General features: G+C 71.6%; 15 protein-coding genes. 6 read left to right on the top strand and 9 right to left on the bottom strand.

The window, feature by feature from the left end; genetic code table 11:
- Positions 1-44 precede the first annotated feature (44 nt).
- The 4 genes from rsmG (at position 45) to ABD108_RS15790 (ending at position 4,432) form a co-directional block, all read left to right on the top strand.
- The gene (gene rsmG, locus ABD108_RS15775) at positions 45-740 is read left to right on the top strand and encodes a 16S rRNA (guanine(527)-N(7))-methyltransferase RsmG (RefSeq protein WP_425579795.1); all 696 of its coding nucleotides are present in this window, start codon (positions 45-47) and stop codon (positions 738-740) included.
- A gap of 1,025 nt (positions 741-1,765) precedes the next feature.
- Positions 1,766-2,680, top strand: coding sequence for a ParA family protein (locus ABD108_RS15780; RefSeq protein ID WP_255585594.1), 915 nt, complete (start codon positions 1,766-1,768; stop codon positions 2,678-2,680).
- A 2-nt stretch (positions 2,681-2,682) separates the two neighbouring features.
- Complete coding sequence (locus ABD108_RS15785) at positions 2,683-3,708, top strand: ParB/RepB/Spo0J family partition protein (protein WP_343930768.1); 1,026 nt, start codon at positions 2,683-2,685, stop codon at positions 3,706-3,708.
- A 4-nt stretch (positions 3,709-3,712) separates the two neighbouring features.
- On the top strand, positions 3,713-4,432 hold the full coding sequence (locus ABD108_RS15790) for an acetyltransferase (RefSeq protein ID WP_255585595.1): 720 nt from the start codon (positions 3,713-3,715) through the stop codon (positions 4,430-4,432).
- 27 nt (positions 4,433-4,459) lie between these two features.
- Here the strand turns inward: ABD108_RS15790 and ABD108_RS15795 are convergent, their stop codons facing one another.
- From ABD108_RS15795 to sigM, 5 genes are all read right to left on the bottom strand, one after another.
- The gene (locus ABD108_RS15795) at positions 4,460-5,647 is read right to left on the bottom strand and encodes an N-acetylmuramoyl-L-alanine amidase (protein ID WP_220657193.1); all 1,188 of its coding nucleotides are present in this window, start codon (positions 5,645-5,647) and stop codon (positions 4,460-4,462) included.
- 97 nt (positions 5,648-5,744) lie between these two features.
- Complete coding sequence (gene trxA, locus ABD108_RS15800; protein ID WP_220657194.1) at positions 5,745-6,065, bottom strand: thioredoxin; 321 nt, start codon at positions 6,063-6,065, stop codon at positions 5,745-5,747.
- 41 nt (positions 6,066-6,106) lie between these two features.
- A complete protein-coding gene (trxB, locus tag ABD108_RS15805; RefSeq protein ID WP_220657195.1) occupies positions 6,107-7,063 on the bottom strand; it encodes a thioredoxin-disulfide reductase in 957 nt (318 codons plus the stop codon).
- Between the two features lie 105 nt (positions 7,064-7,168).
- Positions 7,169-7,816: a hypothetical protein gene (locus ABD108_RS15810; protein ID WP_220657196.1), complete on the bottom strand. Its 648-nt coding sequence runs from the start codon at positions 7,814-7,816 to the stop codon at positions 7,169-7,171.
- 119 nt (positions 7,817-7,935) lie between these two features.
- Positions 7,936-8,574 (bottom strand): RNA polymerase sigma factor SigM, encoded by a 639-nt coding sequence (sigM, locus tag ABD108_RS15815; protein WP_255585596.1) that lies wholly within the window; start codon positions 8,572-8,574, stop codon positions 7,936-7,938.
- A gap of 210 nt (positions 8,575-8,784) precedes the next feature.
- On the opposite strand from sigM, the gene ABD108_RS15820 reads away from it, so the two are divergent.
- Positions 8,785-12,207, top strand: a complete 3,423-nt coding sequence (locus ABD108_RS15820; protein ID WP_343930769.1) for a proline dehydrogenase family protein — start codon at positions 8,785-8,787, stop codon at positions 12,205-12,207.
- 85 nt (positions 12,208-12,292) lie between these two features.
- On the opposite strand, the gene ABD108_RS15825 is transcribed toward ABD108_RS15820, so the two are convergent.
- A complete protein-coding gene (locus tag ABD108_RS15825) occupies positions 12,293-12,904 on the bottom strand; it encodes a DNA-3-methyladenine glycosylase I (protein WP_305112210.1) in 612 nt (203 codons plus the stop codon).
- Positions 12,905-13,049: 145 nt separating this feature from the next.
- Here ABD108_RS15825 and ABD108_RS15830 point away from each other — a divergent pair, with 145 nt between their 5' ends.
- Positions 13,050-13,934, top strand: coding sequence for a hypothetical protein (locus ABD108_RS15830; RefSeq protein WP_343930770.1), 885 nt, complete (start codon positions 13,050-13,052; stop codon positions 13,932-13,934).
- Here the strand turns inward: ABD108_RS15830 and ABD108_RS15835 are convergent.
- The 3 genes from ABD108_RS15835 to ABD108_RS15845 are packed head-to-tail and all read right to left on the bottom strand — an operon-like array spanning position 13,906 to position 20,983.
- Positions 13,906-17,577 carry a murein biosynthesis integral membrane protein MurJ gene (locus tag ABD108_RS15835; protein WP_343930771.1) on the bottom strand — a complete coding sequence of 1,224 codons (3,672 nt, stop codon included), beginning with the start codon at positions 17,575-17,577 and terminating at the stop codon, positions 13,906-13,908. The genes ABD108_RS15830 and ABD108_RS15835 overlap by 29 nt on opposite strands.
- The gene (locus ABD108_RS15840) at positions 17,574-20,060 is read right to left on the bottom strand and encodes a glycoprotein (protein WP_343930772.1); all 2,487 of its coding nucleotides are present in this window, start codon (positions 20,058-20,060) and stop codon (positions 17,574-17,576) included. The genes ABD108_RS15835 and ABD108_RS15840 overlap by 4 nt, the downstream gene beginning before the upstream one ends.
- Positions 20,057-20,983 (bottom strand): NUDIX hydrolase, encoded by a 927-nt coding sequence (locus ABD108_RS15845; RefSeq protein ID WP_343930773.1) that lies wholly within the window; start codon positions 20,981-20,983, stop codon positions 20,057-20,059. The genes ABD108_RS15840 and ABD108_RS15845 overlap by 4 nt, the downstream gene beginning before the upstream one ends.
- Between the last annotated feature and the right edge of the window lie 65 nt (positions 20,984-21,048).

Raw genomic sequence — 21,048 nt, forward strand, 5'->3', positions numbered from 1 at the left:
GTGTGATTCGGAGGTTTCACGTGGAACGGCGGGATGCGGAAGCGGTGGCCTCGACGGCGGACGAGGCCGGGCAGGAGCTGCCCCCGGCTCCCGCGGAGGCGACGACGGTGTTCGGTGACCGGCTGCCGCTGGCCGAGGAGTATGCGCACGTGTTGGCCACCGACGGTGTCGTGCGCGGGCTGATCGGTCCGCGGGAGGTACCCCGGCTGTGGGAGCGCCACATCCTCAACTGCGCTGTGCTCGGCGAACTGGTCGAGGCGGGCGAGACGCTCGTCGACGTCGGCAGTGGAGCCGGCCTCCCCGGTATTCCGGTCGCGATCGCGCGCCCCGACGTCGAGGTGATTCTGGTGGAGCCGCTGCTGCGTCGCGCAGTCTTCCTCGAGGAGTTCTGCGCGGAGCGCCTGCCGAATGTTCGTGTGGTCCGGGGCCGCGCCGAGGAGCGCTCGGTGGTGCAGGCCGCGGGCGGAGCCGATGTGGTCACCTCCCGCGCCGTCTCGGGTTTCCCGAAGTTGGCTCCGTGGTCCGCTCCCCTGCTGCGCGATGGCGGCCGACTGTTGGCACTGAAGGGTTCGCGCGCCGGCGATGAGATCGAGGAGCACTCGGCGGTCCTCGCGAAGGCCGGACTGTGCGATCCCGAGGTGGTCCGGTGCGGCGAGGGCATCGTCGATCCGCCGACGACCGTCGTCCGCGCCTACCGTCGCGGGTCCGGTGCGGGGAAGTCGTCGCGCCGCCGCAAGTGATCGAATCCGGGCGAAACGGACAGTATTTGCCCCCTACTGGTTACCCACGGTCTGTTTCGACACGTGACAGACGGCCTCTCCGAGGTGGTCTCGACGGGCCCTCACCGGGAGGCAGTTCGGTACGGGCGTACCAATAATTCCGTGGATTGCGAGCTGCCGCGGAGCAGACCCGGGCAGCCCCAGTCCGATCTGTCGGGAGTCATGACGCGGACTGCTCGACGCACGAGCGCGAGTCGAGACCGGGGTCAGTCCTCCCCCGTATCCGACGGCCCTCGGGTGGCCCGCCATGGCGGCGGAGATCCGGCCATCGAGATCGGTGGGCAATTCCGATTGAGTCGGTCGATGAGACGGGTCGGTCGGTGAACTCGGGTGCTGATCCGCTCGGCTCGTAGGACCGAGGCCGGGCGCCGCGAGCGGACCGGTGTGCGAGGCGTGGGAGGGCCGTGGGCCATCCCCACGATGTTTCACGTGGAACCTGTGACCGCCGCGAGAGCCGACAGTGCGGTCGTCGCACCGTGACCTGTCCGCGTCCCGCTCGACGGTGACCGCGAGCGAGCGGCTACGGATCCGCGATGACGACGATGCCGTCGAGCGGAGCACGTGGGCGGCGAGGGGCGGTACGCCGGACGAGCCCGCGGGTGCGAGGCGCGCACTTCCCCGCCGGGCGCCGTGCGGAACGCTCCCGGGCGGGACGCCGCGAGCAGCGCATCACGGCCGGGGCAGGCGCGGGCCGGGGGCCGGTACCGGCGGGAGGCCCGATCGGCAGACGACGGGGGCCGTACGAGGCGCATCGCCGGCAGGACTCCCGGGCAGCATCCAGAGCGTCGTCGCCGCGAGGCCGGCTGCCGAGTTTCACGTGAAACAGACTCCTCGATCGCGCGGAGTTTCACGTGAAACTCGAGGGTCTCGGACGTCGTCGAGCCGGTCGGAACGAACCGAGCTGCGCCGATCACCCGGACCCGGATGCCGGGCTGACGGTGTCGGAACGAGTCACTAGGATGGGGACATCAAGCTGAGGAGTATGCGTGACTGATCACGAATCCGGGTACGACGTTTCACGTGGAACCACGGAGGACGACACCCCCATCGCCGAGGCGGCCCGTCGCGCCAGCCAGGTCCTGACCCCGGGAGGTGCCGGCACCCTTCCCAAGCCGACGGCGCAGCGGGTGCTGACCATCGCCAACCAGAAGGGCGGCGTCGGCAAGACGACCACGGCGGTCAACCTCGCCGCGGCGCTCGCGCTGCAGGGCCTGCGGGTGCTCGTGGTGGATCTCGATCCGCAGGGCAATGCCAGCACGGCGCTCGGGGTCGACCATCGTTCGGGCGTACCGTCCACCTACGAGCTGCTGATCGGCGAGACCACCCTGGAAGAGGCGATGGCGCAGAGCCCGCACTCCCCCAACCTGTTCTGTGTGCCCGCGACCATCGACCTGGCCGGCGCCGAGATCGAACTCGTCAGCATGGTGGCTCGCGAGACCCGGCTGAAGAATGCGCTCGCGAGCGCCGCGGACGCCGATATCGATTACATCTTCATCGACTGCCCGCCGTCGCTGGGGCTGCTCACCGTGAACGCGCTCGTCGCCGCGCGCGAGGTGCTGATCCCGATCCAGTGCGAGTACTACGCGCTGGAGGGTGTGGGACAGCTGCTGCGGAACATCGAGCTGGTGCAGGCGCACCTGAACAAGGATCTGCACGTCTCCACCGTGCTCCTCACGATGTACGACGCACGCACCAAGCTCGCCGATCAGGTGGCGGCCGAGGTCCGCAACCACTTCGGCGAACGCGTTCTCAGCGCCACCATCCCCCGCAGCGTCAAGGTCTCCGAGGCGCCGGGCTACGGCACCACGGTGCTCGACTACGACCCGGGTTCGCGCGGCGCGATGAGCTATCTGGATGCCGGGCGCGAGTTGGCGCTGCGCGGCGCGGGGCAGGCGGTGTAGTCATGGCGACGCAGAAGAAGGGCGGCCTCGGTCGCGGCCTCGCCGCCCTGATCCCCACCGGACCCGACGAGGGACCGCGGCTCGGCAACGCCGCGGCCGACGTGGTGATCGGCGCCAAGCAGACGGCACCCGCACCCGACGGCGTCGGGGGGAAGCGCGCACCGTCGTCCCGCACCCCGGGCGCCGCGGACGAGACCGGCGGCAGCGATTCGCTGGGCGCCGTGTATCGCGAGCTCGCGCCGACCGCGATTCAGCCCAACCCGCAGCAGCCCCGCTCCGTCTTCGACGAGGAGGCGCTGGCCGAGCTCGTGCACTCGATCCGCGAGTTCGGGCTCATGCAGCCGATCGTGGTGCGTCCGCTCCCCACGCCGAAGGGCGAGGTGCGGTACCAGCTCGTGATGGGCGAGCGCCGCTGGCGGGCGAGCCAGGAGGCCGGCCTCGAGACCATCCCGACGATCGTCCGCGAGACCGCCGACGGCGACATGCTGCGCGACGCTCTGTTGGAGAACATCCACCGGGTGCAACTGAACCCGCTCGAAGAGGCGGCCGCCTACCAGCAACTGCTGGAGGAGTTCGGCGTGACGCACGACGAACTCGCCGCCAGGCTCGGCCGCTCGCGGCCCGTGGTCACCAACACCATCCGGCTGCTTCGCCTCCCCGTGGCCGTGCAGCGCCGCGTGGCCGCCGGAGTGCTGTCCGCCGGCCATGCCCGCGCACTGCTCGCCCTGGAGGCCGGGACCGAGGCGCAGGAGTCGCTCGCCGCCCGGATCGTGGCCGAGGGCATGTCGGTGCGCGCCACCGAGGAGGCGGTCACCCTCGCCAACCGCGGGGACGGCACCGTGGCCCCGGCGGCCCCGAAGCGGCGCCAGGAGGCCGACCCGGGCCTGCGCGATGTGGCCGACCGCATCGCCGACCGGCTCGACACCAAGGTCACCGTCTCCATGGGTAAGCGCAAGGGCAAGATCGTGGTCGAGGTGGGCTCGGCCGATGATCTCGACCGCATCGTCTCGCTGCTCGCCGGCCGGTAGTCCCATGGCTCTCACGATCGTCCCCCTCACGCTGGGTGCCTTCGACGACCTGCCGAAGCACCTGCGTCAGTGCGTGTACTGGGAGGTGGCCCCCGGGGCGGCCACCCTGACCGACACGGCCTTCGACAAGGAGGCCTGGCTGTCGATGCTCATGCTGGAGTGGGGCTCCTGCGGGCAGATCGCGATCGATCACCGGCCGGACGGCAGCTCCCGCCTGGTGGGCGTGGCCTTCTACGCCCCGCCCCGCACCGTGCCCCGTGCCGCCACCTTCCCCACCGCCCCGGTCAGCCCCGATGCGGTGCTCCTGACCTGGGTGGGAGCCGAACCGGGCGTCGAAGACCGGGTCCGTGAGGAACTGGTGACGGCGGTGTGCACCGATCTGGTGCGCCGTGGTGTGCGGGCGGTGGAGGCCTTCGGTCTGCTCACACCCGTGGGTCAGACCACGGAAAGCGTTGTGGCACAAATAGATTGCGGTCCGTGCGGCTGCGATACGGTGCCGCTGACCGATGCCGATTTCCTGGAGCGGATGGGTTTCGAGACCGTGGCACCGCATCACCGCTACCCCCGACTGCGGCTGGAGCTGTCCGAGGGCCTCGGATGGAAGGCGGGCGTGGAGCACGCACTGGAGCAGCTGCTGGCGGCCGGTGCGGCCGAAGCGGCCCTCCGTGAGGCGCTGGAGGGAACGGGAGACGCCGCGGCACCCGTGTGCCGGGCGGAGGACTGACGGGGCCGTGAGAGCCCCGTCAGGCACTCACGTGTCCGAGGTCTCCTCGAGCGCGATCAGCTCGGCGAAGGTGTACGTACCGGTGGGCCGGTCGTTCTCGCCCAGCAGGTACATCCGCTTGACCGCCACCAGGATCGCCTCGGCGATGGTGTCGCGCATCTCCGGGGAGGCGAGCACCGCCGCATCCTCGGGATTGGTCACGTAGCCCACGTCGATCTGCACCGTGGGCATCCGCGTCAGGCGCACGATGTCCCAGGTCCGGCCGTGGTAGTGGCAATCGCTGAGCGGAGTACGCGCCACGATCTCGCGCTGGATGAACCCGGCCAGGTTGCGGCCGATGTTCGAGCTGGCGCCGTGGGTGTTGCCGAAGTGGAAGGAGGCGATGCCGTGCGCGCGCGGATTGCGGTAGTGCGCGGTGCGCAGCGCGATCATCAGATCGGCCTCGAAGGTGTTCGCGGTGTACGCGCGGGTGCTGTCGGTGGCGTCCATCCCCCGCGGCCGCGACAGGTAGGTCTCCATCCCGGCGGCCGCCATGCGGCCCTCCAGGCGCGAGCCCAGATCCCAGAGGATCTCCTCCTCGGTGATCATCCGGCCGTCGGGGCCGCGCAGCGCGAGCCCACGGTCGGGCCCGCCGAGGCCGGGATCGATCACGATGCGCTTACCGGACAGCCGCGGACCCGAGCGGCGCACGTGCTCCTCCTCGCGGATCGCGTGCGGGGAACCGCCGGTCACGCGGGAGCCGAGGAAGGTGAGCGAGCGCAGTGTGGCCGGACCGCAGATACCGTCCGCGACCAGGCCGAACTCACGCTGGTAGGCGGAGAGCCCCAGGTGCGTCTGCGGGCCGAACAGGCCGTCGATCATGCCGGCGTAGAAGCCGAGGTTCTGCAGCCGGGCCTGCAGCGCCGCCACATCGTCGCCCGAGGGCGGTGCCGAGGCGATGTAGCTCAGCGTGCGCGCACCGAGCTGATAGGTCGATTCGCGCAGCGCACGGTAGGTGGCCGGGCCCACGACACCGTCGACCAACAGGCCGCGCTGCTGCTGGAAGGCGCGGGTGGCATGGTCCAGGCGACGGTCGAAGACCGCCTCGGGCACCGTCCAACCGCCGCTGACCAGCTCGTTCGGCGCCACGAAATCGGGGAGGAAACCCTGATCGGCGAGGATGCCGCGGATCTCGGCTACGGCACCGCCGTGATCACCGAGGCTGATGCGGGGCATGTCCTGTCCTTCAGTTCGCTCCATGGTCGGCCCCGGACGGGCCGAATCGAGTACACGATACGGCCACTTCGGTGTCCGGACCAACCGCGGTGACCGACTAGAGGACGCCCTCGAGCTCCTTGAGGATGGCCGACTTGCTCTTCGCGCCCACCAGCTTGGCCACCGGCTCACCGTCCTTGAACAGGATCAGCGTGGGGATGCTGAGCACCTGGTAGTCGCGGGGTGCGGCCGGGTTGGCATCCACGTCCACCTTCGCCACGACCAGCGTGTCGGCGTGCTCGTCGGAGATCTGCTCGAGCACCGGCGCCACCATCTTGCACGGACCGCACCACGTGGCCCAGAAGTCCACCAGCACCGGCTTCGACGATTCGAGGACGGTCTGCTTGAAATCGGCATCGGTGACGGTCACGGTGGCCATGGTTGTTCCTTCGGATCGAAAGGGATTGGGGGACAGAACGATTACTGCGCGGCCGCGGTCTCGCGGTGGTGCGCCAGCCAGCGCTCGGCGTCGATGGCGGCCGAACATCCGCTGCCCGCGGCGGTGATCGCCTGCCGGTAGGTGTGGTCCACCAGATCGCCCGCGGCGAAGACACCGGGCACGCCGGTGGCGGTGCTGCGGCCCTCGACCTGCACGTAGCCCTCGTCGTCGACGGTGACCTGCCCCGCGACCAGCCCCGAGCGCGGGTCGTGGCCGATGGCCACGAACAAGCCGGTCACGTCCAGCGTGCTCTCGGCGCCGGTCACGGTGTTGCGCACGGCCAGCGATTCGACCGTCTTCTCACCGTTCACGGCCGTCACCACGGCATCGGTGAGGAAGTGGATCTTCTCGTTGTCGCGGGCGCGGTCCAGCATGATCTTGGACGCGCGGAAGTTCTCGCTGCGGTGGATCAGGGTGACCGACTTGGCGAACTTGGTGAGGAAGATGGCCTCCTCCATCGCCGAATCGCCACCGCCGACCACCGCGATGTCCTGATCGCGGAAGAAGAAGCCGTCGCAGGTGGCGCAGGCGCTCACGCCGCGGCCCAGCAGGGCCTCCTCGCCGGGGATGCCCAGGTAACGGGCGGCGGCGCCCATCGCCAGGATCACGGCGCGGGCGCGGTAGGTGCCCTCGGAGGTGACGACCTCCTTGATCTCGCCGGTGATCTGCGCGGACTCCACATCCTCCATGCGCAGGTCGGCGCCGAACCGGATGGCCTGCTCGCGCATCTCGTCCATCAGCTCGGGGCCCATGATCCCGGCCTTGAAGCCCGGGTAGTTCTCCACCTCGGTGGTGGTCATGAGCGCGCCGCCGAAGTTGGTGCCCTCGAACAGGATGGTCTTCAGCTCGGCGCGGCCGGCGTACACGCCGGCGGTGTAGCCCGCGGGACCCGATCCGATGATGATCACGTCCGCGATATCGGTGCCAGCTGCAGTCATTACCTACCCGCCTCGAGAGAAGATCGATCCGGCCCCGTGCGGGCCGGCTGTTCGTGCCAACGGTCCCGGGGGTCCGGATGTTCCCGCGAGCCTTTCCGCTCCAGGTTACGGCGTGCGTGCGGGCGCGGTGGCGGTGCGTGCGGCCGCGGCCAGGGTGCGGGTCACGAGCACCGACGATGCGGTGCCCTGTGCGCAGGTCGGGGTGACGGCGAGCAGCGTCAGGTCGCCCAGTGCGGGCCCGGGCAGCAGCAGCACGGTGGCGGATGTGCCGCGCACGTCGATCGGGCCGGCGCCGAGCACGATGCGTTTGGTGGTGGGGATCCGGGCGGCATCGAGGCAGCGTTGCAGTGCGGCGTGGTCGGTGAGGGCGCCGCGGTCCCCGCCCGGGGAGGCGGCCGCCAGCAGGATGCCGTTATCGGGTTCGACGGTGCCCGGCTCGCCGAGGGTGCTCAGTGCCACGGTGACGGCCAGGGCGGAGGCGGCGACGGTGCCGACCGCGGCGGCGCCGTAGCGCAGCCGCTTGTTGGGCAGCGTGGGCTTCGGGGCGGTGCGGAGGTCGGCGATGATCCGGCGATCGCCGAGGGGGGTGACATCGGCGGGGCCGTCGGGAGGGGTCCAGGTGGCGTACGTGTCGTCGCGGTACTGCGCCAGCAGGTCGTCGAGCCGGTCGGACCGTGCGCGGTCCGCCCGCGAGCGGCGGCCCCGCTGCGGGGGCTGTTCGCCGTCGCCGTCGGCGTCGGAACCTGGAAGCATCGCTGCAACCTCCTCTCCTGAATTGGACGCATCAGGGTGCGGATCGGTTCCCGAGGCCCTCACACAGCATTGTGCCTTTTCTTACTCGTACGAACGCTGGTGTGTTCCAGCCGCTCCGATCAGCACAGCAGGCGCTCCAACCGGGCCCGTGCGCGCGCCCGGCGGCTCTTGACGGTGCCGACCGCCACGCCGAGCAATTCCGCGGCCTGCGCGACCGACAGACCGTGCATATCGACCGCGATCACCGCGGCACGCTGATCCTCGGGCAGCATCCGCAGCGCCGCGTCCACCGACAGCCGCCGGTCGAGATCCTCGGCGGTGCGCCCCTCGTCGGAGGCGAAGTTGCTCAGATCGTCCGGGATCGGCAGCGCCAGCCGGATCTGATTGCGCCGCGCCCGATCGAGGCAGGCGTTCACCACGATCCGGTGCATCCAGCTCGCCACCCGGCAATCGCCACGGAACGTGGGCGAGAGCTGGAAGGCGCGGAGCATGGCCTCCTGCAGGCAGTCCTCCGCATCGGCGTGCGAGCGGATGGTGCGCAGGGCGGTGGCCAACAGTTGGCGCCGGTGCCGCTGATAGAGCAGCGTGAAGGCGTGGTTGTCGCCGCCGGCGGCGCGATCGAGCAGCACCTCGTCGGGTTCCTCGATCGCGCGCGCGTGATGAAGGCGGTCGTGGACGGTGCTCGGCATTCGCCTCGCCATGGTCTTCGGCTCCCCCGAGCCGTCGATCCGCGAGGCGACCTTCCCCCGGTCTGTCATGAACGGATGTTAGGTCGCATTCGGAACCGGATAGGCGGCTTTCTTTGCTATTCGATTAACTTGATTTCGACGTCACGATCCTGTGATCGCAAAGAGCTGGGGAAAGCCTGGTGCGGCCGCTATTCGGGCGATAACATCGGCTCCAGGCCAGGTGGCGCACCCGTCGCTGTGGATTCTCCTCATCCCCGCGTCGAGCTTCAGGAGGCCTTCATGGTCGACACCTCTCTTCATCCGATCCCGCCTGCCGCCGTGTCCGGCGACGATCCCGCGCTCATCGACGGTGCCGTCGCCCGCGCCGGCCGCTGGCTGCGCACCAGCCGCGGGCCCCGTCCCGCCGAGGTGGGCCGCCGCGAGGCCGCCGCCACCAGCAGCCTCGCCGCACTGCTCCACGACCCGCACGGCGTCGACTTCACGATGGGCTTCGTCGACAAGGTCGCGCGGCCCGAGGACGACCGGGTGGCCGCCACAGCGCTGCGCCGCCTCGTCTCCCCCACCGACGGCTCCGTCGGCTCCTTCATGAGCGGCACCGACGCCGCGCTGCTCCGCCTCGGCACCGTGGCCGCGGGGATCGCACCGTCGATCGCGATGCCGGTGGCCCGTGCCCGGCTGCGGCAGCTGGTGGGCCACCTCGTCTTCGACGCCGACGGCGACAAACTGCGCCGCCGCCTGGGCCGCGCCCGCGATACCGGCGTCCGGCTCAACCTCAACCTGCTCGGCGAGGCCGTCCTCGGCCAGGGCGAGGCCGATAACAGGCTGCGCCGCACCCACGAGCTGCTCGCCGACCCCGCGGTGGACTACGTCTCGATCAAGGTCTCCTCCGTGGTCGCCCAGCTCATCCCCTGGGACCTCGAGGGCAACCGCGACCGCATCGTCGAGCGGCTGCGCCCGCTGTACCGCACCGCCCGTAACGGCGGGAAGTTCGTCAACCTCGATATGGAGGAGTACAAGGACCTGCACCTCACCCTCGAGGTCTTCACCGCGCTCCTGGACGAGCCCGAATTCCGCGACCTGACAGCCGGAATCGTGCTCCAGGCCTACCTCCCCGATGCGCCCGGCGCCCTGGCCCGGCTGCTCGACTTCGCCGCCCGCCGCACCGCCGCCGGCGGCGCCCCGATCAAGGTGCGGCTGGTCAAGGGAGCCAACCTCGCCATGGAGCGGGTGGACGCCGAACTGCACGACTGGCCGCTGGCCACCTACGGCACCAAGGCCGATGTGGACGCCGACTACCTGCGGCTACTGGACATCGCCCTGCGGCCCGAACACGCCGACTCCCTTCGGATCGGCGTGGCCTCGCAGAACCTCTTCTCCCTCGCCTACGCCGTGGAACTCGCCGAACGCCGCGGCGTGCAACGGCAACTCGACGTGGAGATGCTCCAGGGCATGGCCCCCATGGAGGCCGCCGCCGTGCGCGCCGACGTGGGCTCGCTCATCCTCTACACCCCCGTGGTGCACGCCGGCGACTTCGACGTGGCCGTCTCCTACCTCGTGCGCCGCCTGGAGGAGAACTCCTCCAGCGACAACTTCCTGTACTCCATGTTCAGCCCCGACCCCGCCGCGATCCCCCTGGAGGAGCAGCGATTCCGGGCCGCCGTCGCGCGCCGCACCCTGGTGCAGGACACCCCGAACCGGGTGCAGGACCGCGCCCACGACCCGCTGCCACCGCACCGCACGACCTTCGTCGGCGAACCCGACACCGACCCGTCGACCCCCGCGAACCGGGCCTGGGCCCGCGCCGCGCTGGCGGCCCCACCCACCGTGACCCCGCCGCCGACGGTCACCGACCCCACGGCGATCGACACCGCCGTGGCCACCGCCCTCAGCGCCCAGACCGCCTGGGCCGCACTCTCCGCCGCCGACCGGGCCGACCGCCTGCAGCGCGTGGCCGACGAACTGTCCCGCCGCCGCGGTGATCTGCTCGCCGTGATGGTGCACGAAGCCGGTAAGACCGTGGCCGAGGCCGACCCCGAGATCTCCGAGGCCATCGACTTCGCCCGCTACTACGCGCACAGCGCCCTCGATCTGGCCGAACACGCCCGCGGCGAAGCGGAATTCACGCCCCACCGGCTGGTGGTGGTGACCCCGCCGTGGAACTTCCCCGTTGCCATCCCGCTGGGTGGCGTACTCGCGGCCCTCGCCGCGGGCGCGGCCGTGATCATCAAACCCGCGCCCCAGGTGCTGCGCTGCGGCACGGCGGCCGTCGAGGCCCTGCACGCCGCGGGCGTCCCCCGCGAGCTGGTGCAACTGATCAACGCCGACGAGGCCGCCGCCGGCCGCCGCCTGGTGACCCACCCCGAGGCAGGCGCCGTGGTTCTCACCGGCGCCAGCGAGACCGCGGCCCTGTTCCGCGGCTGGCGCCCCGACCTCGACCTGCTGGCCGAGACCTCCGGCAAGAACGCCCTCATCGTGACCCCCGCCGCGGACCCCGACCTCGCCGTGAACGATCTGGTGCGTTCGGCCTTCGGCCACGCCGGACAGAAGTGCTCCGCCGCCTCCCTGGTGATCGCCGTCGGCAGCGTGGGCACCTCGAAACGGTTCCTGGGGCAGCTCGAAGACGCCGTGCGCACCCTCACGGTGGGCCCGGGCACCGACCTGGGCACCAGCGTGGGCCCGCTCATCGAACCCGCCTCCGGCAAACTGCTCCGCGCCCTCACCACCCCCGGACCCGGTGAGCGCTGGCTCGTGCAGCCCCGTCGCCTCGACACCGAGGGCAGGCTGTGGAGCCCGGGCGTGCTCGACGGAGTCGCCGAGGGCAGCTGGTTCCACACCACCGAGTGCTTCGGTCCCGTGCTCGGAATCATGCGCGCCGCCACCCTCGACGATGCGCTGCGGATGCAGAACTCCACCGGCTACGGGCTCACCGCCGGACTGCACAGCCTCGACCCCGACGAGATCGCCCACTGGCGCGAGAAGGTGGAGGCCGGCAACCTCTACATCAACCGCCACATCACCGGCGCCATCGTGCAACGCCAGTCCTTCGGCGGCTGGAAACGCTCCGCCCTCGGACCCGGCGCCAAGGCCGGAGGCCCGAACTACGTGGCCCAACTCGGCCGGTGGAGCGACGCCCCGCGCCCCGATGTGCCCGCACACGCACCGACCCTGTTCAGCGAACGGATCATCGCCGCGGCCCAGCACCTCTCCGCCGACGATGTGCGCTGGCTGCACGCCGCCGCCGCCTCCGATCAGCGGGCCTGGGACAGCGAGTTCGGCGTCGAACACGACCCCACCGGACTGGCCTGCGAGGCCAACGTCTTCCGGTACCGTCCGCTCCCCAAACTCGAAGTGCGCGTGGGCCCCGGCGCCGCACCGCGCGATCTCGTGCGGCTACAGCTGGCCGCGGCGCACACCGGCACCCGGCTGGACGTGACCGTGAGCCCGGACGCGCCGCCCCTGCCCTTCGAAGCACCGGTGCACACCGCCGACGAGTACGCGGGCACCCTCGCCGCCCGCGACGAGGCCATTCGCATCCGCGTGCTCGGCGAGCCCGAACCGCAGCTCCTCGCCGCCGCCGCGGCCAGCGGCCACACCGTGCTGAGCGCACCGGTGCTCTGGTCGGGACGCCGCGAGCTGCTCAGCGTGCTGCGGGAACAGGCGGTGAGCACCACCCTGCACCGCTACGGACACGTCTCGGACTGAGACCGCTCGCTACGCTCCCGGCGCCCAGTACTGATCGGGCCCGCTCGCTACGCTCCCGGCGCCCAGTACTGATCGGGCCCGCTCGCTACGCTCCCGGCGCCCAGACGCCGGAGCTGCCCCGCCGGTGGCTGCCCACCAGGTGATCGTCCACGATGCCCACCGCCTGCATCAAGGCGTACATCGTGGTGGGCCCCACGAACCGGAAACCCCGGCGCCGCAACTCCTTCGACAGCGCTATGCTCTCGGGCGAGGTGGCCGCCACCTCCGCCATGGTGCGCGGCGCCGGGGTGCGCTCCGGCCGGAACGACCAGATGAGATCCACCAGGCCACCGTCCTCCCGGAGCGCGATGGTGGCCGCCGCATTACCGATCGTGGCCTCGATCTTCTGCCGGTTCCGGATGATCCCGGGATCGGCCATCAGGCGCTCCACCTCCGCTGCGCCGAAACCGGCCACCACATCGGGATCGAACCCGGCGAAGACCTCCCGGAACCGCGGACGCTTGCGCAGCACCGTGGCCCACGACAGACCCGCCTGGAAGCCCTCCAGACTGACCCGCTCGAACAGCCCCTGCTCGTCCCGGATGGGCATCCCCCACTCGGTGTCGTAGTACTCGCGATGCAACTCGTCGATCGCCGCCCACGCCGGCCTCGCCAAACCGTCCTCGCCCACGATCAGTCCATCGTCCACCGTTTCCATGATCCGCTCCCCTCCTCCGGTGCGCCCCTCGGGGCCTGTCCGCACCGTAGCGCCGGGCACCGACAGGATCCGGCGGATTCCGGCCCCGTCGCTCCGCCAAGCGCGCCGCAAGCGACGGTTCAGCGCCGAGGTCCATCCTCTGGCCATGAACGCCTGCGCCGAGCCGCTCCGCCTGCTGTACGCGCGGTGGTGCCTGCTCGCCGCGGCGGAGGCGCCGCTGGGGGCGGCCGGGGCCCCGCTACCCTTCCGGATCTCGGTCGACGGTCCGCGCAGCACCGCCGCCGGCGAGGGCGGCTGGGTGGCGCGGTATCACGCCTCCTCCACCGCAGGCGCCACCCTCGCCGGGTTCCCCGCACACCGCGCCGTGCTCTCCTGCGCCGATGCCGGGTGGCGGGTGGCCGGCGCACCGTCGGCCGACGAACTCCTCGCCGGCGGGCCGGACTGGGCCGACCACGCCACCATGCTCGATCACCGGGTACGCACCGGGCACTTCGGCTGGGCCACGTTCTGGGAGGACGGCCGATGGCACTGCCGGACTCCGCCCGAACCGGGCCTACCGCTCCCGCCGGTGAGCACCACCTTCGACGCCGCCGCCGCGCTGGCCGCCCGCTTCGAGGAGCCGGCCGCGGTGGGGGACACCATGTTCCACCTGGTGCGGATGTGCGAGTACGAATGGCTCGACACCGCCTCCTGGGCGGCGGCCTTCGGACCGCTGGCGCCGCAGCGCCTGATCGACGAATCCTGGGAGCGGCTGGTGCGATTCGGGCTCACCCAGTGGACCGGTAGCGGTCCACGCATCGAAGGCGTGCCCGGCCGCACCGCGGAGCAGGCGGTGGCGCTGGCCGCGGAACACGCACAGCGGGAGGGACCGGGGATTCCGGAGGACGTCCGGGTGGATTCGGCGCTGCGCGATCCGAGCGGATGGCGCGTGAGTTTCCGGGACTACCGGGACGGGCCGAGCGTGCGGCCGGTGGTGGTGCAGGTCCCCGACGAGGGACCGGTCAGGAGCCTTGGAAGGACACCCGGTTGATCGTGGTGTACCAGTCGTTGCCCTCGACCTTGGTCAGCCCGGTGATCCACACCAGCACGTACTTGGCGCGCGGTGCCACCGCGCTGACGTGGAAATCGTTGGCGCCCGGGCGGATCGTGCCCGACCAGACGAGCGAGGTCTCGTCGACCGACTTCACGGTGTCCTTCGACGAGGTGCGCACCTCGATCGTGGAACCGGCGCTGGGTGAGGTGATGCTGCCACCGGTCAGCGAGACCGCCTTGTCGAGCGTGACCATCAGGCCCACGCCCTTCTTGAGGTTCCCGAACGCCGGGCCCGCCTTGTAGGTGTCGGTCTTCCAGGCGGGATCCTCGCCGGTGAGCACGTGCTCGATGTTCGTCGCGGAATCCTTACCGCGGGTGGAGAAATCGACCAGTGCGACCCCCGTGCCCTTCACCGGAGAACCGATACCGGGCGCCGCCGGGGGCGCCGCGGCCGCGGAGGAGCTCTGCCCGGCCGGGTACAGCGAGCCCACGCTGGACTGCGTGTCCTTGCCGCCCGTGATGCTGCTGATCAGCAGGGTGAGGCCGATGATCAGCAGCAGCACTACCGCGCACGCCGCGATCACCAGTAGCGGAACGTTCTTGGGGCGCTTGCTCGTCTGCACCCGCTTCGGCGGCGTGGGCCGGGCGGCCTGCGCCGCCGCGGCGGCCGACGCCGATGCCGACGCCGATCCCGCGGGCTGCTGGGAGGCAGCCGGCTGCGGGCTGTCCCGCACGGCCGCCAGTAGATCGGTCTTCACATCGACCACCGAGGCCTGATCGAGCAACTGCTGCACGGTGGCGGCGGTGCGGATGCCCTGCCCGCCCTCCAGGGTGCGGGTGGCCACCGCCGAGATCTCGAACGGGATGTCGCTCTTGGCGTCCCGCGGCTCCACCGGATTGCCGTTGGCATCGGCATCGGCCTGCTGCAGCCCGGAGACGGTGCCCGTTCCGGTGGTCACGATCCGGCCCGTGGTCTCGTCGAGCGGCCACTTCTCCAGGAGCAGGGCGTAGAGCACCGCGCCCAGGCCGCGCACGTCCGACTCCTTGGTGGCATCGGCGAGGGTGCCCGGGAAGGCGAGGTAGGCGTTGCCGTCCTGCGAGATCCGGACCCGGTCGGGATGGTCGATCGACAGTGCGGCACCGGCGCGGTGCGCGCCCTCGGCGGCACTGGCCAGCGACCGCACGGCCTTGGCGGCGGCGATCGCCGACGGGTGGGTGCCCGCGACATCGGCGAGCGAGTAGCTGGGGATCCACTCGGCCACCACGATGCCGCCGGAGCTGCCGCGCACCACGTCGAGCACGCGGGCCAGGCCGTTCGAGTGCACCCGGCCCAGGCGCAGCGTGCGCGAGAGGATCGACTGCGGTCCCTCGCCGCGCATGCTGATCTGCGCACCGCGCTCCGGGACGGGCTCGCGCTGCTCCGAATCGACGAAGGTCAGGGCCACATCGCGGTCGAGGTTGATATCGCGGGCCTGCCAGAACTGCAGGCCGCGGATGCCGCCGTAATGCTCGGTGAGGCGGTACCGGCCGCCGGCCACCACCGCGCCGGGGATCAGCTGCGGGCCGCGCGGGGCATCGTCGAAGGCGTCGAGCGGCGCCGGCGGACCGGACTGCTCGGCGGGCTGCGTGGACGGCAGAGGCATCGGACCGGTGCCCGGGGCTGCGGGGCCGGTCGAGCGTGCGGAGTCGTCCTCGGTCACTGCGAATGCTCCTCTTCTGCGGTACCTGAGACCAGTGGTCGGATTGTCGGCACGTGCCTCCGACCGCCGGGGAACATGGCTTTGGCCAGCATACGGGAGGCCGATATCGTCGGCGATCCTCGGCATCTGGGCCGTGATCTCCTCCTGGCGGAGGCTGGCGAACCGTTCGAGTTCCTCGAGCCGGAGCTCGGCGGTGATCGCCTCGGCGGGCTCACGCTCGCGTGCCGGGGCCGACGGTGCCGCCGGCCGCAGCGCGGGCACGAACCGGCCCGCGACGCGCCGCAGAGGTGCCAGGATCGCCAGCACGTCCGGAACCCGCCAGAGCGCGAGCAGCGCGTAGATCAACGTCATGGATAGGACGCCTGCGATTGCAAGGTACAGCAAGGCGCCCAGCGGCCCGCTCTTATCGAGCCTTTGCAGCACGCTCACGTGCATGATCGCGTACACAGTGACAACGACCAGCGCCGATACCGCCGTCGTCTGGATCAGCGTGCGGGCCACATTGGTGAGCTGCATCGGGCCCAGACTCCGCCGCAGCAGGATCCAGCCGACGAGGGCTCCGGCCGCGTAAGCCAGGCCGGTGGCGGTACCGAGCAGCTCGACAACCCGGTTGCCGTCGTCCACGAAATGCGGCACCAGGTACGACAGCGCGGTCTTCACACCGGTGATCGCGAGCACGATGAAGGTGGGCGTCCACGGACGCTCCTGCGCGTAGAACACCCGCAGGTGGATCAGCACCATCGCGTACGGGATGAGGACGAAGGCCTCGAAGGAGATGGCGGTACCGAGATGGTTGGCCTGGTCCACCGACATCTGCCCGTAGTTGAACAGCGCGCGGCCGATCGACGGGCCGAAGGCCGTCGCGAAGGCCACCACCGGCACCAGGGCCACCATGGTGATGCGGGTGGCCAGGGACAGGTCGTCGACGACGGCGTTCCGGTTGCCCTCGGCCGCGTGCCGGGACAACCGCGGCATCACCGCGGTCAGCAGCGCCACACCCAGCACGCCGTAGGGCAGCTGCAGCACCAGCCAGACGTTGGCGTAGACCGCGGGCCCGCTCTCCGAGGCCGCCGCGGCCACGGGGGTCACCAGATACGAGCCGAGGAGCGAGATGAAGACGTAGGCGATGATCGCGATGCCCATGCCGCCGAAGTGCTTGAGCCGATCGTCCACGCCCCAGCGCAGCCGCAGTTTGATCCCGGCCCGCTTCATGGCGGGGAGCTGGATGCACGCCTGGACGATGACGCCGATCGTGCTGCCGAGGCCGAGGACGAGCAGTTTGGGGTCGCTCATCTCCACCGGGTTCAAGGTGAGCTCGCCCGGCATCAGATAGAACAGCACCAGGGTGCTGATCTGGATGACGTTCGTGGCCACCGGTGCCCACGCGCCCGGCCGGAACACGGCGCGGGTGTTGAGCACGGCGGTGAACAGGGCGGAGAGCCCGTAGAAGACCAGCTGTGGGAGCAGCAGGTACACCAGCGCCTGGGTGAGCGGCTCGTTCACCTTGCTGTCGGCCTTACCCACCAGCCAGCCGACCAGCAGCGGCGACAGGATCATCGCGATCACCAGCGCGGCGCCCAGAATCACCAGCGACATGGTGAACAACCGCTCGAAGAAGGCCTGGCCGCGGTCCTTGTCCTCCATCTCGGCGCGGATCAGCACCGGGATCACCAGCGCCGCGAGCACCTGGCCCAGCACCAGCTCCGAGACCTGCTGCGGCATCTGATTGGCCACGGTGAACGACGACCACACGGCCGAGCCCAGGATCGCGGCCAGCAGCACGGTGCGCAGGAAGCCGGTGAGCCGGGAGGTCAGCGTCGCGACGGCGACGGATCCCGTCGAGCGCAGCAGGCTCGACGTGCCGCCGTCGTCACCGCCACCGCTCCCGGGGGAGACGGTGCCCTTGCGCGGCGGGATGTGCCGGGGCTCGGCGCGGCTCATGAGTCCTTCGGGTCCGGGGAGCCGGACGGATGATCCGGCGGGGTGGGATTCCGGTGTGCACTGTAACTGTTCGCCAGGCGCCGGTCGTGCTCGTCGGCCGGCGGACGATCGGCGTCGGCGCGGTCGGGCTGGCCGCGGAACCGGCGCCACAGCCGCCGTCCCGACAGCAGCACCAGCAGCACACCGGCGGCGCAGGTGATCCAGAACAGCGGCCGGCCGTAGGCGTTCGAATGCACCGTGATCTGGATCGGCTCGCCCAGCGACATATCGCTGGTGGTGCGCAGCGACAACTGCACCGCCACCTGCCGCGAATCGTTCGCCGTGGTGGGCAGCTCGATCTGCCGGGTACCGCGCGCCGGCAGCTCCTGCACCTCCGAGGCGTCGATCGAGAAGCCGTCCGGTGCCGCCACGTTGATCACCGTGCGGATCGGGAGCGGCAGATCGTTGCGGGCCGCCAGCAGCAGCGGCGATTTGTCCGAGGCCAGGGTGTAACTACCGCCCGGCGAGAGGATGTTCACCGACGCCAACTGCGCCGACAGCGAGGAACGGGCCGCGGTCAACCGGATGGTGGCGTCACCGTCGACCGCGGAACGCGCGGGGGCCCAGCGCAGCGCCCGCACCGCGTCCTCCCGCAGCGGGGAGGTGTACACGCGCGGCGTGAGCGGGGTCTTCGGCAGCGGCATCAGCGCGGCGCCGAGCCGGTCGACCTGGCGGACGTGGTCGGCGGCGGTGGACACGATCCGGTCGGGCACTCGCGAGCCCACGGTGCCGGGCGGCTGCCGCAGGGTCCACGGATCGGCCGCGGCGGCCGGATCGCGCCCCGCCGACTGCGCCGAGGCCACCACATCGCGGAAGGTGCGCGGCCCGGCCAGCCCGGAGGCGAACAGGGTGGACGCCGCGTCCAGGACGGCGCGGGCGTCGTCCGGGCCCGCGGCCCACACCTGCGGCGGCACGATCAGCGAGGTGCGGCCGGTGACCGTGCTGATCGGATCGGTCGAGGTGACGGCGGCCCAGCCCCCCGGCGGCGCGTACCGCTGGGTGGGATCGAGCGCGGACGCGGCGATCGCGCCCACCGCGGCCTGCCGCCGCGAGACCTGCGACTCCTGGTCCAGATCGAAGGTCACGGACTGCGGTGTGGTGCCCGCGGCGCCGGGCCGCACGCCCTGCTCCGCACCGTCGGGGGTGCCGCCGAGCGCGGCCAGCGCGGTGGTCACGTACGGGTCGAACAGGGCGGCGCCGATCCCCCGGCCCACCGGGACGATGCCGTTCGCGGTGCCCCGGCCGCGGGCGGGCGCGCCCACCGCGGTCGCGGCCACCACGGCGGCCGAATTGTCCGAGGCCACCGACTGCTGCGCACCGTCGCCCAGCAGCACGCCCGAGGCGGGCAGGGTCACGCCCCGCACCGAGGTCACGCCGAGGATCGAATCGATCACATCCGCCGAACTGTCCAGCGCGGCCCGCTGCAGCGAGGGCTCGTTGGAGCGGCCCAGGGCCTCCAGATCGACCTGGCCGAAGGGCAGCGCCACCACGCACGAGCCGTCGGCCACCTGCCGCAGCCGCGCCAGCCACGCCGCGGCCTCGTCGCTGCCCGTCCCGGCCAGCGTGGGGCCGCGCGGGTCCGACGGATTCCGCGTCACGCGGTACGGCCCCGTCATCGCCTGCACCGTGACCAGCAGGTCCGGATCGATGGCCAGGCACGAGCCGGTGCGCATCGCGGTGTGGCGCGGATCGGGACCGCGGGTGGCCTGCTCGTACGCGGCCAGCAGACCGTCGAGCCGCCCGCCCGCGCCGAGCGAGCCGGCCAGCGCATCGTCGACCAGGCGGACCGGCGCATCGCCACCACCGGGCACACCACCCGCGAGCTTCGGATTATCGGCCAGCGGCCACAGCACGGTGAGCTGGGACGGCGAGCTGGTGACCGGCTTGTCGACGGTGCCGGACGCGGTCGTGTCGTCGTCGGGCAGCGCGAGCACCGGCAGCATGGTCCGCGAATCGTCGAGCCGGGCGACGCCGCCGTAGGCCGGTTTGCCGTTCACGTTGACCAGGATCGGATAGACCCCCGGCCGGTCGATGCCGAGCGTGGGACCGCCGGTGCCGGTGCTGCCGGCGCGCACGGGGATGCTCAGCGTGAAGGACGCCTTCTCCCCCGGCCGTAGCACCTTGGCCGCGGGCTGGAACCGGCCCATCGTGTCGTAGACGTTGTTGTCGGCCACCAGATCGCTGCGCAATTGCGCGGAGGCGGCGATGGCGGGGGCGCGCTGCACCCGGACCTCGAGATCGCTCACATCGCGGTCGCCGAAGTTGGTGATGGTGCCGCGCACCGTCACATCGTTCGGGGAATCAGCGGTGACGCGGGGCGTGATCTCGTCGATCGCGATCCGGACGAACTGCGCGTCCGGCATTCCCGCCCGCGTGGGGGCGGCCAATCCGGTCAGTGCGACCAGCAGCGTCAGCACGCACAGCAGGCGGGCCGACCGGGTCACGTCTGACCGCTCCCGCTCCCGCCTCCGCCGCCGCGCCGGCCCCGGGACCGGCGTCCGCCGCGCCGGCGCCGCGGCTTCGGCGGATCGTTGCGCACGGCGTTGCGCTCGGCGGCCGCCCGCTCGTAGGCCGACGGTTCGCTGCGCGGCGCCGCGGCCACGCGGGCCGCCAGCTCGTCCGGATCGGCGGTCAGATCACTGATCACCGTGCGGGCGGCGGCCACCAGCTTGCGCTCGTCGGAGTAGGTGAGCTTGCTGCTCAGTTCCGTGAGCGGCACCCACGCCACCTCGGACACCTCGTAGTCCTCGGCCGAGAGATCGCCGCTCTCCCAGGACAGCAGGAAGTGGTGCACGGTCTTGTGCACGCGGCGGCCCTCGACGGCGAACCAGTAGTCGATCTTCCCGATCGGCGCGAGCACCGAGCCGGTGAGACCGGTCTCTTCGGCGATCTCGCGGATCGCGGTGAGCTCGGCGGTCTCGCCCTCCTCGATGTGGCCCTTCGGCAGCGACCACAGGGTGCGGCCGCGGCGGTCCACGCGGCCGATCAGCGCGGCGCGCAGACCGTCGCCGTCACCGTCGAGACCGGCCACCACCAGGCCGCCGGCCGAGGTCTCGCGGACGGTGCGAACGCGCTGGTCGGGGCGGGTGCGGCCGCGCTGTCCGGCGGCGCGCTTCTGCTTCGGGGTGCCACCCTCGGTGCGGGTGTTGCGGGGCTTCTGTTCTGGGGTCGACGGTGCGGGTGGGGCGTCCGCGGTCTGTGCCTCCGGCGCCTGATCGGCGACGGCGGAGAGCTGCGCGCGGGACCGTCCGCGGCCGCCGCGACGGCGGCGACGACGCGGCCGAGAGGCCCCGCCGCCTGCAGAGTCGCCGGTGGCACCCGGGCGCTGCGGGCGTCCCGGGGTGTCGGCGGATTCTGCGGAGGTCACCCCCCGATGCTACTGGCCGGTTGCCGTCGCGAACGCCACGCCGGTGTTTTGCCCGGCGCCGCCCG

This window comes from Tsukamurella strandjordii, assembly GCF_039525985.1.
GTDB classification, from domain to species: Bacteria; Actinomycetota; Actinomycetes; order Mycobacteriales; family Mycobacteriaceae; genus Tsukamurella; species Tsukamurella strandjordii.